The 12,952-nt window shown below is 72.5% G+C and carries 10 protein-coding genes, 1 tRNA gene and 1 pseudogene; 6 read left to right on the top strand and 6 right to left on the bottom strand.

Features of this window, described 5'->3' with window-relative positions:
• From eboE to C1708_RS04910, 4 genes are all read left to right on the top strand, one after another.
• A complete protein-coding gene (eboE, locus tag C1708_RS04925; RefSeq protein WP_106411489.1) occupies nt 1-1,170 on the top strand; it encodes a metabolite traffic protein EboE in 1,170 nt (389 codons plus the stop codon).
• Nucleotides 1,167-2,546, top strand: coding sequence for an alkaline phosphatase family protein (locus C1708_RS04920; protein WP_106411488.1), 1,380 nt, complete (start codon nt 1,167-1,169; stop codon nt 2,544-2,546). The genes eboE and C1708_RS04920 overlap by 4 nt, the downstream gene beginning before the upstream one ends.
• Nucleotides 2,547-2,660: 114 nt before the next feature.
• A complete protein-coding gene (locus tag C1708_RS04915; RefSeq protein ID WP_106411487.1) occupies nt 2,661-3,890 on the top strand; it encodes a sugar phosphate isomerase/epimerase family protein in 1,230 nt (409 codons plus the stop codon).
• Nucleotides 3,891-4,332: 442 nt separating this feature from the next.
• Nucleotides 4,333-4,417: transfer RNA gene (locus C1708_RS04910), tRNA-Leu, on the top strand.
• Between the two features lie 74 nt (nt 4,418-4,491).
• On the opposite strand, the gene C1708_RS04905 is transcribed toward C1708_RS04910, so the two are convergent.
• The 3 genes from C1708_RS04905 to C1708_RS04890 form a co-directional block, all read right to left on the bottom strand.
• A complete protein-coding gene (locus C1708_RS04905; RefSeq protein ID WP_106411486.1) occupies nt 4,492-5,862 on the bottom strand; it encodes an SMI1/KNR4 family protein in 1,371 nt (456 codons plus the stop codon).
• A gap of 37 nt (nt 5,863-5,899) precedes the next feature.
• On the bottom strand, nt 5,900-7,006 hold the full coding sequence (locus C1708_RS04900; protein ID WP_106411485.1) for a vWA domain-containing protein: 1,107 nt from the start codon (nt 7,004-7,006) through the stop codon (nt 5,900-5,902).
• A gap of 808 nt (nt 7,007-7,814) precedes the next feature.
• A complete protein-coding gene (locus tag C1708_RS04890; protein WP_157951241.1) occupies nt 7,815-8,708 on the bottom strand; it encodes a DUF1963 domain-containing protein in 894 nt (297 codons plus the stop codon).
• A 500-nt stretch (nt 8,709-9,208) separates the two neighbouring features.
• Here C1708_RS04890 and C1708_RS04885 point away from each other — a divergent pair, with 500 nt between their 5' ends.
• Nucleotides 9,209-9,562: a hypothetical protein gene (locus tag C1708_RS04885; RefSeq protein WP_106411483.1), complete on the top strand. Its 354-nt coding sequence runs from the start codon at nt 9,209-9,211 to the stop codon at nt 9,560-9,562.
• Between the two features lie 57 nt (nt 9,563-9,619).
• Here C1708_RS04885 and C1708_RS04880 read toward each other — a convergent pair.
• The 3 genes and pseudogenes from C1708_RS04880 to C1708_RS34840 all read right to left on the bottom strand — a co-directional run.
• Nucleotides 9,620-9,925, bottom strand: a pseudogene (locus tag C1708_RS04880) (ATP-binding protein); the annotation flags it as partial.
• A 553-nt stretch (nt 9,926-10,478) separates the two neighbouring features.
• Nucleotides 10,479-10,946 carry a hypothetical protein gene (locus C1708_RS04870; RefSeq protein WP_133169051.1) on the bottom strand — a complete coding sequence of 156 codons (468 nt, stop codon included), beginning with the start codon at nt 10,944-10,946 and terminating at the stop codon, nt 10,479-10,481.
• A gap of 463 nt (nt 10,947-11,409) precedes the next feature.
• On the bottom strand, nt 11,410-11,616 hold the full coding sequence (locus tag C1708_RS34840; protein ID WP_241911159.1) for a hypothetical protein: 207 nt from the start codon (nt 11,614-11,616) through the stop codon (nt 11,410-11,412).
• Between the two features lie 133 nt (nt 11,617-11,749).
• Here C1708_RS34840 and C1708_RS34835 point away from each other — a divergent pair, with 133 nt between their 5' ends.
• Entirely contained in the window at nt 11,750-12,418 is a 669-nt protein-coding gene (locus C1708_RS34835; protein WP_241911158.1) for a hypothetical protein, read from the top strand.
• Nucleotides 12,419-12,952 lie beyond the last annotated feature (534 nt).

Raw genomic sequence — 12,952 nt, 5'->3', positions numbered from 1 at the left:
ATGCGCTTCCGCCACCCCGACGGCTCCACCGTCCACCTCGCCTACTGCACCAACGTCCACCCCGCCGAGACCCTCGACGGCGTCCTCGCCCAGCTCCGCGACCACTGCGAACCCGTCCGCCGGCGCCTCGGCCGGGACCGGCTCGGCATCGGTCTGTGGCTGGCCAAGGACGCCGCCCGCGCCCTGGTGACCGACCCCGCCGCCCTGCGCGGCCTGCGCTGCGCACTCGAACGGCGCGGCCTGGAGGTCGTCACCCTCAACGGCTTCCCCTACGAGGGCTTCGGCGCCGAGGAGGTCAAGTACCGCGTCTACAAGCCGGACTGGGCCGACCCCGAACGCCTGGAGCACACCGCCGCCCTCGCCCGCGTGCTGGCCGCACTGCTCCCCGACGACGTCACCGAGGGCAGCATCTCCACCCTGCCGCTCGCCTGGCGCACCGCCTACGACGACGAACGCGCGGACACCGCCCGCACCGCCCTGCGCACCCTCGCCGAACGCCTCGACGCGCTCGAGGACCTCACCGGACGCTCCGTCCGCGTCGCCCTCGAACCCGAACCGGGCTGCGTCGTCGAGACCACCCGCGACGCCATCGCGCCCCTCACCGCCGTCGGCCACGACCGCGTCGGCATCTGCGTCGACACCTGCCACCTCGCCACCTCCTTCGAAGATCCCGACACCGCCCTGGACGACCTCGCCGGGGCCGGCGTCCCCGTCGTCAAGGCCCAGCTGTCCGCCGCCCTGCACGCCGAACAGCCGCACCTCCCCGAGGTCCGCGAGGCCCTGGCCGCCTTCGCCGAACCCCGCTTCCTGCACCAGACCCGCACCCCCACGAGCGCGGGACTGCGCGGTGCCGACGACCTCGACGAGGCCCTGACCGGCGACGCCCTGCCCGACACCGGCCCCTGGCGCTCCCACTTCCACGTCCCGCTGCACGCGGCCCCCGCCGCGCCCCTCACCTCCACGCTCCCCGTCCTCACCTCCGTGCTGACCCGGCTCGTCGGCGGCCCGCACCCGCTCACCCGCCACCTCGAGGTGGAGACCTACACCTGGCAGGCGCTCCCGCCCGAGCTGCGCCCCCGCGGCCGCGCCCAGCTCGCCGACGGCATCGCCGCCGAACTCACCCTGGCCCGCGACCTGCTGACGGACCTCGGCCTGAAGGAACTCCCATGACCGGCCCCACCCCCCTGCTCGTCCTCGACGTCGTGGGCCTCACCCCCCGTCTGCTCGACCACATGCCCCACCTCAAGACCCTCGGGCAGACCGGGTCCCGCGCCCCGCTCGGCACCGTGCTGCCCGCCGTCACCTGCGCCGCCCAGTCCACCTTCCTCACCGGCGCCATGCCCTCCGAACACGGCATCGTCGGCAACGGCTGGTACTTCCGGGAACTCGGCGACGTCCTGCTGTGGCGGCAGCACAACGGCCTCGTCTCCGGCGACAAGCTCTGGGACGCCGCCCGACGCGTCCACCCCGGCTACACCGTCGCCAACATCTGCTGGTGGTACGCCATGGGCGCGGACACCGACATCACCGTCACCCCCCGCCCCGTCTACTACGCCGACGGCCGCAAGGAACCCGACTGCTACACCCGGCCGCCCGCCCTGCACGACGAACTCACCGAGAAGTTCGGCACCTTCCCCCTCTTCCACTTCTGGGGGCCCGGCGCCGACCTGGTCTCCAGCCAATGGATCATCGACGCCACCCGCCACATCATGGCGACCCGGCATCCCGACCTGACCCTCTGCTACCTCCCTCACCTCGACTACGACCTGCAGCGCTTCGGCCCCGACGACCCGCGCTCCCTGAAGGCCGCCGCCGACCTCGACGCGGCCCTCGCCCCGCTGCTGGACGACGCCCGCGCCGAGGGACGCACCGTCGTCGCCCTGTCCGAGTACGGCATCACCCGCGTGAACCGGCCGGTGGACGTCAACCGCGCCCTGCGCCGCGCGGGCCTGCTCGAGGTCCACACCCAGGACGGCATGGAGTACCTCGACCCGATGGCCTCCCGTGCCTTCGCGGTCGCCGACCACCAGATCGCCCACGTCTACGTGCGCCGCCCCGAGGACCTCGACGCCGCCCGGGAGGCCCTCGACGGCCTGCCCGGCATCGAGCAGCTCCTCGACGACGAGGGCAAGAAGGCCCACCACCTCGACCACCCGCGGGCCGGCGAACTCGTCGCCGTCGCCGAACCCGACGCCTGGTTCACGTACTACTACTGGCTCGACGACGACCGCGCGCCCGACTTCGCGCAGCTCGTCGAGATCCACCGCAAACCCGGCTACGACCCCGTCGAGCTGTTCATGGACCCCCACGACCCCTACGTCAAGGTCAAGGCGGCCGCCGCGCTGGCCCGCAAGAAACTCGGCATGCGCTACCGCATGGCGGTCGTGCCCCTCGACGGCTCACCTGTCCGCGGCAGCCACGGCCGTCTCCCCGCGAGCGACGACGACGGTCCGCTCCTCATCTGCTCCACCCCCCGCGCTGTCGGCGACCGCGTGGCGGCCACCGACGTCAAGCACCTCCTGCTCCGGCTCGCCGGACTCGGCTGACACCGCACCACGCACGGCCGCCGACTTCCGACTACCGAGAGTGAAACACACGGCACTGACAACGGCCGGTCCCGCAGCCGCCGGGACCGGCCACGACCGAGAAGGCAGGCACTCGTGACCCCGTACTCCGACCCCTCCCGCCCCTCCGGCACCGACGCCGCCCCGCTCACCGACACCCCGGACGAGGCGCTGCGCCGCAGCCTCGGCGTGGCCCGGCGCCGCTTCCTGAGCACCTGCACCGCCGTGGCGGCCGGCGCCGTCGCCGCCCCCGTCCTCGGCGCCGCCCCGGCCCTGGCCCACGGCGGAGACCACGGCCACGGCCACGGTCATGGGCACGGCCACGGCCATGACCACGGCCGTGGCCGGGTGCTCGTCCCGCCGCACAAGCGCGGCATCATCCTCTACACCGTCCGTGACGCGACCGCCCGCGACCCGCTCGCCAGTGACCTGCCCTCGGGCTTCCGCGAGGTGTTCAAGCAGCTCGCCCGGCACGGCTACCGCCAGGTCGAGTTCGCCGGCTACCGCCAGCACCCGAACGCGCCCGGCGGCGACAACCTCGAAACGGTGCAGGGCGCGAAGCTCCTGCGCCGCTGGCTCGACGACTACGGACTGCGCGCCCAGGGCAACCACGGCTTCATACCGTCGTCCTGGCCGCTGACCGCCGCCGACAAGGACACCTTCAAGAAGCACCTGGAGATCGCCAACATCCTCGGCATGGACCACATGGGCACCGGCGGCGACCCCACCGGCAGCTCCTACCGCGCCGACTGGGACGTGGCCGCCGACAAGTGGAACGCGCTCGGCGAGATCGCCCGCCGCGAGGGCATCAAGCTCTACACCCACAACCACGACAGCGCGTACGGCTTCCTGCTCGACCGGGGCCCGCTGGACGACCAGGGCCGGCCGACCCGCAGCTCGGGCGTCCGGAAGCTGGAATACTTCCTGAAGGTCACCGACCCGAAGCTGGTCTGGCTGGAGATGGACATCTTCTGGGCGCACGTCGCCCAGTACAAGTTCCACACCTACACCGCCCCCGACGGCTCCACCCGCAGGAGCGTCTTCGACCCGGCGGGCCTGGTCGTCCGGTACAACAAGCGCTACCCGCTGTTCCACGCCAAGGACGGCGTCGTCGACACCGGCAACGGCATGGGCTGGGACATGGTGCCGTTCGGCACCGGCGACATCGACTACACGACGTTCTTCTCCCGCGTCGGGCTGAGCGACTACCGCAACCCGATGGTGGAGGACGACAACGCCCCGAGCGGGACCGACCCCGCGCAGTCACTGCGCGAGGCCAAGATCAGCTACGACAACATGGCGGCCCTGCGCAGGCGCCACCGCTGACCGCGTGACGACGGACGGGGCGGTCGCGGCCGGGCGTCCCCCTCGCACCGCCGCGAGGAGGCCCCCGCGCCCCGCCCCGCTCGTCACCGCCGCACCGCGCGGAGCCGCCCGGCCCGGCCAGCACGATCGTCCCGGCCGCCGCACGCGCGCGGCGACCGGGAGGAACTGTCCGGGGGCTTCGGCCCGCCCTGACGCGGAGCCCGTCGTCGACGGCGGGCGGGCTCCTGGTCCGCGCGGTGCCCGGGACCCGGCGGCTGAGCGGCCGCCGGGAGGGTTCCCGGACGACCGGCCGACGCCCCCCCGGCCGGTCGCGGCCCCGTCGCGCGGGACGTGCCCCCGACCTCTCCGGGACGACGGAAACGCAGGTGAAAGGCGCTCCGAAACCTTGGTATGGTTGTCTATGTCGCCGCGGGGGAACACCCTCGCACGCGACAGACACCTTGTCCGGGTGGCGGAATGGCAGACGCGCTAGCTTGAGGTGCTAGTGCCCTTTATCGGGCGTGGGGGTTCAAGTCCCCCCTCGGACACTTCGTTCCATCGAGGGCCTCGACCACACGGTCGGGGCCCTCGTGGCGTCCCGGGCCCCGGCCGGCGAGGCGGCTCACGAGGCCGTGCCCTCCAGCACCGTGATGTCGGTGATCCGCGGCCGGCCGTACCGGGCGAGGATCTCGTTGGCGAGGGCGACGGTCCGCAACGGGTTGTCCCGCTGCCGGTGGGACGCGATGTCCGCGGCGAGGAGCCCGGCGGGCACGGCCCCGGCATCGAGGAGTGCCCGCCACTCCGCGGGCGGGAGCTCCAGGTACTCGAGGTGGGTGAGCCGGGCGATCTCACGGGGGTCGGCGAGAGTGCCGGGACAGGCGGTGAGGCTCCTCAGGCGCGGCAGACCGAAGACGGGGGCGAGACCGAGGGGCTCCTTCTCCCACACCCCGAGGTCGAGCACCTCCAGGCCGGGGTGGGCGGCGGCCTCGATGCCGGGGAGGGAGAAGCGGTTGACGTGGGCGACGAGGGGTGGCCGTTCGGCCCTTCGGACCGGCCGGCCGTCGAGGTGACGGTGGACGACCATGTCGGTGAGGGAGTCGGCGACCAGCTCCGCGCCGACGGTCTCCTCGTGGCTGATGATGATCACCTGCCCGAGGTGCCCGTCCGGGCCCGGGGTGAGGTCGACGGCGATGCGGTCCCCGCCGCCGTTGTCGCCGAAGACGATCCAGCCCGGCGAGCCGACCAGCCCCTGCACGGCGTCCTCCGGCCACGTCTCGACGGCCTTCGTGGCGGCGTACCGCCACGGCACCTGCCGGGACGCCGCGTCGGCGACGTACACCTCGCCGAGGGGAAGCAGCTCGCAGCCGATGGCGTCGTACGGCTCCTGGTGGTCGGCCCGGTCCTCGTACCGTCCCCGCACGACCTGGTACAAGGCCCTCAGCTCGGGCGGCAGCGGCAGGCCCAGACGCGCCTCGGCCGCCGCGATCTCCTCCTCCGAGGCGCCCACCGCGTCCGGGAGCCGTTCGCGGAGGGTGCGGCGCAGCAGTGCCACGTCCGCGGACGGGGCCGGCGCCGCGTCCGGCACGGGATCGGGCAGGCGGCGTACCGGCTCGGGCAGGGCTCCGTCCGCGAGGAGGAGCGTCCCCGGATGCGCGGTGGCGATACCCGGCTCCGTCGAGGAGCCCGTTCCGATGAGGTGCAGCCGCACCCCGCCGGCGGCGGAGGACGCCTCGACGACGAAGGAGACGCCGTCGCCCCCTTCCTCCCGGAGCGCTTCGACGATCAGGCCCACGGCGTCGTACTGCTCCTGGTTGTCGGAGACGAGTGAGGCACGCCCCCGCTGCCGAGGCCGGCGCGACAGCGGAACACTCCAGCCGCCGGGACTGATCCGCCCGGCCACGTGCCCGCCGGGCGCGGCGAGTGTGTCCGCGTGCTCGGCGTGGACGAGGCGCAGCAGGGGCCGCCAGGTGGCGAAGTCATGGAGCGAGGACAAGGGAAGATCTCTCCGAAGGTGTGATCGACGGTCACGGTCAGAGCAGGACGAGCAGCTTGGTCCCGGGGACCAGCTTCCTGTTGACGGAGGTCGACTGGACGAACACGGTGTAGGCCTCGTTGCTCCCCGGCGTCACCGTGACCTCCGTCGCCGGCAGGCCCAGGAGCTGACGGGCGGCGGGACCGGTGAACACCTTCCCGGTCGTCCGGCCGGTGGCCGGGTCCTTCTCCGCCACGGCGATCTGCTTGCCGGCCTGGATCTTCTCGCGCTTGGACAGTTCGTAGAAGGCGCAGCCCGTCCTGTACGGATGCCCGGCGCTGGTGACGAAGTCGCGGATCGACGTCCGCTGGTCCACCGGGATCAGCACGTACTTGCCGGCGTCCAGGGCCCGGAGGTTCGACTTCACGTCCGCCGCGCTCAGATCCTGGCCCATCGCGAAGAGGTTCCTGGTGCCGCGTACGCCCTGCTCGCGGTCGCGCAGGAACTTCGTGGCGGCCGTCTTGACGGCGCCGATCGCCTCCTCGACGCCCTGGTCCGAGTCGGCGTCCCAGATCGAGATGTTGCCCGTCGGGAAGCCGTACTGCTGGGCGGTGCGCTTGGCCAGGGAGTTCGGCACCATGATGGCCGAGGTCCAGTGGTCCGGCAGGCTGCTCAGCTTGTCGGCGATCCTGCCGCGCCACTCGTCCAGGACGGCGCGGCCGTCGGGCATGAGGTCGTGTCGCGAGCCGGTCGTGTCGGCGCCGGAGGCGTTCTCCTCGCCGTCGGTGACGACGACCTGCAGGAAGCTGTGCTCGCCGTACTCCTCCCATATGTGACCGAGGTCGTCGAGCGCCTTCACCGAGGCCTGGATCAGCGCCGTCGCGCCGTTCTCGACGGTGTACAGCCCCCGCATGGACGGCAGGTGCTTGACGTCCATGTCCCACACCAGGTTCTCGACGAGGTGGTCGAAGGCGTAGAGGCTGATCCGGGTCTCGTGCCCGAGCCGGTCGGACTCCTCCGCCAGTCCTTTCACGAACTCGTCGACCACGCGCACGAGTTGCTCCGAGTGGCCTCGCATCGAACCGGACTTGTCGATGACGAGAGCGACGTGGTTCACGAAGTGCTTCTTGAGCCGGTCCCTCACCGTGGCGCTCATCGCGTCCATCCCCTTCCCCCTCAGCCGTCGGGAAGCTCCCCGACGTCCTTCTCCGCAGGCAGACGTGTCCACCCGAGGCGCGAACGCCGGGATGGATGCTGGTCCGTCCAGATGATGGCTTCACCTTAGGGAGCGGCACTGACATTGATGCTGATACTCAGGTTCCGGTGGTCGTGGCTCGGGCACTGACTGACGCCCTGCTGGGCTGTCCTCAAGTTGTTCAAAACGTGCTGAGCTGCGGTTTCGCGTGCGGGGCAGCTACCGCCTCGCCCGAACTCCTCGCCTGGGAGGAACCGCTGGACGGTCGCAGCGACCTGTACGCGGTGGGCCGCCTGCCGCACCACATGCTCACCGGCCACCCTCCCTTCCGCGGCCGGGGCCCGCCGAGACGGTGACCCGGCGCCTCACCGCGCCCCCGTCCGCCGGCCGACTCGGCGGCCCACCGGGCGTGGAAGTCCCGGCCGGGGACGCGCCCGTGCCGCACGGCGTTGACGCACAGCTCCGCGCGGCGCCGGGGCGGAGGGGAGGAGGGGAGGAGGAAACGCGGTGTCGAACCGGGAGCCGCTCCGGCGTGAGCCGTCTGTCGTCGTCCCGCGGTGTCAGAAGTGGCCGGCCGTCTCTCCCGGTCCCGGGCACCCCGGTGGCAGCCTGATGTGACGTACGGCCCTCACAGACGGCCCCGCCCCCACGATCCGCCGCGGGAAGCGCCGCGTACGGCCAGGCCGTCCGGGACCGGGGAAGTGCGGAGCGGGGAAGTACGGCAGTCCCGCTTCCCGGGGCCTGCCGCCGGTGCCCGCTTCACCGGCGGCAGGCGGGATCAGCAGAAATACGAATGCTCGAGACGGTCGAATCGCTGTGCGAGGAGATCGTCGTGGGGAATCATCCAGCTCACCTCCCCGTCGCCGGAACCGAAGACGTTGGCCTCGGCGACCTCCGCGAAGCACACATACGGTTCGGTGTTCTCCTCGGAGGCCTCCGCCGCTTCCCGGAGGGCCCGGGCGTACAGTTCGTCGAACTCCTCCGGCGCGTCCCTGACGACGGCCACCGCCTGTTCCCTCTTCTCCTGGAACTCCTCCTCGTAGATGGCCAGCCAGTCGTGGTGGTTCAACTGCGCCCCGCGCAGGTCCAGCGAACTGCCCGCCTCGCGGTTCACGACCGGTGCGTCCGGAACCAGGGAGCCGTACTCCTCGATCGCGGCCTCGAGCAGCGGATCGCTCTCCGGCCAGCCGAGGATGTCCCACGCGGCGGGCTCCAGGAGGGTGAGCACCCTGCGTTCCAGGAGCTCCTGGGACTCCTCGCGCATGGTGTAGTAGCTGAAGTCCACGGGCGCGCTGGGTACCAGCGTCTCGGTCCCCGGGGGAACGAAGATCACTGGAGCGTGTCCGTTGTCCGGGAACGCGTCCCGATAATCCGGGCCGGCGAACAGCAGGAGCCGTCCCTGCCGGGGGATCAGGTCGTCCAGCGGCTGTTTCGGTATGGCCGCCAGATCGAGACAGGCGACGAAGTGGTCGCCGGGCTTCCATGTGGAGTGCACGGGCATGTCGGGGAGTCCTCCGACGTAACCGACCACCCGGTCCTCCGGCCGGACGTTGCCGGGCCGCTTGACGTCCATTTTGACCGACGGCTGCACGGACCACAGGATGCGGGTGACGGCGTCGTCGGACACACCGTGCCGACGGGCGTGCTCCCGGAACTTCTTCGTAGGTGACATGCCGTCATCCTTTCTCAGCCCACTGACGACGGATGATCCGGTTCCAACCGCTGGACGCGAGCTGTGGTGCGCCCGGGGACGCGTCGCCGCGAGGGCGCTCCCCTTACCGATCACATGCGCCGCCGGCAGAAATCCCGGACCGCTGACGACCCGCCATGGATCCCTCACCATGGAGGCGATGAGCCCGAGGTCCGTGCGCGGGCGTCAGTGATCGTGTCCTCGGGGGACCATGGGTGGGGACCAGTACGGGTGACTTCGTGCTGCCGTTTCGCATGAGTCCGTGAGCACCAGAGGGGGCAGCGACACGGAGACATCCCTGACGCGCCCGGGCGGTCACCCCCGGGTTCGCCGCGGTGCTCCGGGAAGGGGCGCCCGCGGACACCGCATCCGGACAACTCGCGAGGACGTTCCACTGCACCGTTGAAATAAAGCCGGTTGATGGTTGATGGTTCACCTGAAACTCCATTCCGACAGAGCACTGACCGGAAGGAACCACGACCATGAAGAGCCGATCCAAGAGACTGGCGCTGGGCGCCGTGGCGGCCGTCGCGGTGAGTCTCGCGCTCCCGGCGACCCCCGCTTCAGCCACCGAGGAGATCGACTGCGCCGCCGGCACGGACGCCGTGCGGGTGACGTACCTGGAGAACGGCGCGGAGCGCAGCCGGTGCTGGACCGGCCCCGGTGACGTCCCGCTCGGACAGGGCGGTGTCACGTCCTTCTCCTCGGGCGCCCACGAGGTGGTCGTCTTCTGGAGGACGAACTACGGGTGGGACGTCGCGGTGCTCCCGCCCCACACGCTGGCCCCCTTCACCGGCGCCGACACCTACCACGTCTACGGTTTCCACGTCAGGTAACCGCTGACGGCGGCCGACCGGCCGGTCCGGTCGGCCGCGACGTGCGGCGGCGAGGAGGAGGCCGCGGCCGGACTCGGACTCGGCGTCGGGGTCCGGGGGCGCGGTGACGGCGGGCCGGCGTTCGGCGCGGGTGCCCGAGACCTCCACGCGCAGCCGTTCGCCGTCCGCCTCGGCGGTCAGCCGGACGTGGAGGTCCCGGCCGGGGACACGCCCGTGCCGCACGGCGTTCGCGCTCAGCTCGGCGGTGATCAGCGTCAGCGTCTCGTTGACCTCACTGTCGTAGGGGTGGCCCCAGGCGCCCAGGCAGGGCGCGACGAACAGCCGCGCCAGCCGGGTGCCCCGTGGGGTCGAGGTGAACGACATCGCGCACTCGCTGGCCCCCGTGGAGCCGGCGGAGGGGAAAGCGGTGTGTGCATGCGGCCGGCGTGGCGGCCGGGCCGGGCGTGTCACCAGGAGCGACGCCTGTACGGCCGCGCGCTGTGCACGGCCGCGCGCTGTGCACGGCCGCCGGGCCGCGGCGGGGGAGTGGCGCGAGAGCGCTGCCGCACGGCGGGGTCAGCCCCGGCGGCACCGCTCCCGAAGCTCCGCGAGGACCGCCTTCTCACGGGAGGTGACGTCACCGTCCACGGTGGCCACGCGCTCCGGGTGTACAGCCAAGGGCTGTACGCGCGTGGGCGGACGTGTGCGCGCTCGGCCCCGCCGAAGGGCTGCCGGCGGAACTGGTACGGGCCTCACAGGCCCTGGCCCCGCTGCGCGAACGCGCCCACGCGGGCGCCGTGGCGGGCCCGCCCCCCGGCTCGTACGTACGGCGTTGCGGCGGGAGCGCGGGAGGGCCAGGTGCGTGTCCCCGGACTGAGCGGGGACGACGGCCGGATGCCCGCGGCGGGACGCGGGGCGGGAGTGCGGCGTTCGTCCTTCAGCCGTCCAGATCGGCGCAGAGGGTGGTCACCTTCTCGTGGGCCGCCTCCGCTTCGGCGCCCTCCACCTTGAAGGTCCGCAGGTGGCCGTGGACGTCTTGGAAGGCCTCGTTCAGAGCCTTGTAGCGGTCGTCCAGTTCGGCGGCCGTCTGGGCCAGATAGGCGGCGCTGATGGCGCGGTTGAAGTGGTGCGCGGCGTCCTTGTCATTGTTGGCCAGCGTGCTGAACGCCGGAACCCGCTGCCACGCCTGGCAGGCGCCCGCCGCGTCGGCCGCCGCGTCGTCGACGCCGGTCCCGGAGGCCGCGCTGTCCGGCCCCGACCACAGGAGCCAGCCGACGCCCAGGCCCGCACCGGCGGCGACGACGGCGGCCACCACCGGCGCGACCCACCGGGAGGGGGAGCGACGAGCGGCGGGGGGAGCCGGCGGGGTGGAGGGAGGAGGCGGCGGGGGAGTGGGCACGGTCATCGAAGCGGCTTCCTTCGGTCTACGGGGTACACGGAGAGGCGATCCCGGCACGGGAACCGGCAGCAAGTCAACCACTCCCGTCACCGAGCAGGGTGTCTGGGTGCGAACCGAGTTGGTGAGGCGTCAGGAGCGCTCGGCTGTCCGGTCCGGGTCCGGTACCGAGGGTGTGGAAGCGTCGGAGTGCGTTGCCTCGCCGGTTCTGGTCAAAGGCCTGTGCAGGCCGCCGGTGCGGAGGCCCGGACCGGCGTGTCACCAGCAGCGACGCCCGTACGGGAGGGGCCTGTACACGAGGCCGGGCGGAGCGCCGGGTGCGAAGCCCGGTCAGGAACGCGCACGGCCACCTGTACAGCGAGCGGCAGGTGGCCGAGGTCCAGGAGCGGTGCGGCATTCCGCTGCGCGAGGCCTCATTACTGCTGTGCACCGAGCCGAACTTCGTCCTGCTCACCGCGGATGAGGGGTGTGCCTACGACCGGCTGGGCCCGGACGGCCCCCGCTGTGGGAGACGGTGCTCGCGGCGGGCCGCGCCGAGCTCACCCGCCTGCGGAAGGGCGATCACACGGCATGGCGTGAAGTCGCCGAGGACCCGGTCCGGCGCCGGATCACCCTGCGGGCCGCGCAGTTCGACCGTGCCGAGGACGACCTGGAGCTGCTGCGGCACCTGCTGCGGCACGAGACACGGTCCTCGATGACGGACGAACTGCGGCTCGCGGCCGTGCTGGTGGGCCTGCACGGGGACAGCGGAGACCTGCCGCTGCTGCTCGAGGTCCGGGAGACGGACTTCGACACGGCGTGCGGCCTGGACGGTGTGCCGGAACCGGGGGGCGAGCGCGGACGAGCTGCGACAGTGGGCGCGGGAGCTCGACGAGTCGATGTTCGGGACGGGCCCGTCGGACGAGCCGGTCTCCACATGGACCGGCCTGGCGCGGGACCAGGAGATGACGGAGCTCGCGCGGGTGACGCTGATCCGCGGACTCGACGGCATCGTCATGGACCAGAGCAGACTCCGCCGCCCCGGGGCGCCCCGCACCCTGGCCACGGCTCCGCTGAGCGGGCTCGCCCGGGACTTCGAGGAACTCGGCGACCTTCCCCAGGCGCTGCGGGCCCAGCGCCTGTACGCCGCCCTTCAGGAGACGGCATGGGAGCGGGCCTCGGCCCGGCGCACCCTCGCCCGCCTGGAGCGGGAGGCGGGCCGGCTACCGCAGGCGGTGGACAGTCTGGCCGCCGTGCGCGGGACCCTGGCCACCCCGGGCGACGACTCGCTGTGCCACTGGCACCGGGTCAACCTCGGCCGCTTCATCACCGAGGAGCACTACCGGCTCACCCTCGCCCTGGCCGACGCGGGCCGCCCCGAGGAGGCCCGTGCCCTCCTCGCCGCCGCCGACGCCGTACTCGGAGAACTCTCGGACAACGCCGCCGAGGGCGTCCGCGAGCTCGTCGAACGGACCGCCGCGCGAGTGCGGGAGGCCGGCTGAGGACGGACACGGCGGGCGGGCGGCCCGCCAGGAAACAGGGCTGCCGGAGCAGCCTCCTCGCCCGCTGCTGTCGGGTGGGCGAGGCCGAGGGCCATGCCGGCGCGGGCCGAGATTTAGAGAATGTCTTGGGGGTGGCGGTATCCAGACAGGGGGTGGTCCGGAGGCGACGGCCCGTGACGCTCAGGCAGATCACGATGCCGCCGAGTTCCTCACACAGGTGCACAAGGAGCACCTCCCGCAGGTCGTCCTTGGCGTAGTCGCGCACCTGCCGGTCCACCGCACAGGGGCCGGGCAGCACAGGGGTCCAGGGGCGTAACTGTTCCTTCGCCGGAGTCACCCGGCGTACGCAGCGGTCGGGGCGTCGGCGACGGAGGCGGGCTCGCCCGTGTGCGGGAGGGAACGCCGTGCTCCCCGCGCCCGGTGCGGGGAGCACGGTGCCGGAAGGGTCAGGGGGCCGCGGTGACGGCGGGGTCTCGTACCGTCCGGGCGCGGTGGGCGCTTCGCCTTCGCCGAGCGGGACGTTCTCCGTTTCCT

The organism is Streptomyces sp. DH-12 (assembly GCF_002899455.1).
Lineage (GTDB): Bacteria > Actinomycetota > Actinomycetes > Streptomycetales > Streptomycetaceae > Streptomyces.
Note: the sequence above shows the minus strand (reverse complement) of the source record. Positions and strands in the feature narration are given on the sequence as shown.

Bases quoted from the DNA above. Each gene is read 5' to 3' on its own strand.
- eboE (WP_106411489.1), top strand. From the start codon at position 1: ATGCGCTTCCGCCACCCCGACGGCTCCACCGTCCACCTCGCCTACTGC.
- C1708_RS04900 (WP_106411485.1), bottom strand. From the start codon at position 7,006: ATGGACGCGATGAGCGCCACGGTGAGGGACCGGCTCAAGAAGCACTTC.
- C1708_RS04870 (WP_133169051.1), bottom strand. From the start codon at position 10,946: ATGACCGTGCCCACTCCCCCGCCGCCTCCTCCCTCCACCCCGCCGGCT.
- C1708_RS04920 (WP_106411488.1), top strand. From the start codon at position 1,167: ATGACCGGCCCCACCCCCCTGCTCGTCCTCGACGTCGTGGGCCTCACC.
- C1708_RS04890 (WP_157951241.1), bottom strand. From the start codon at position 8,708: ATGTCACCTACGAAGAAGTTCCGGGAGCACGCCCGTCGGCACGGTGTG.
- C1708_RS04885 (WP_106411483.1), top strand. From the start codon at position 9,209: ATGAAGAGCCGATCCAAGAGACTGGCGCTGGGCGCCGTGGCGGCCGTC.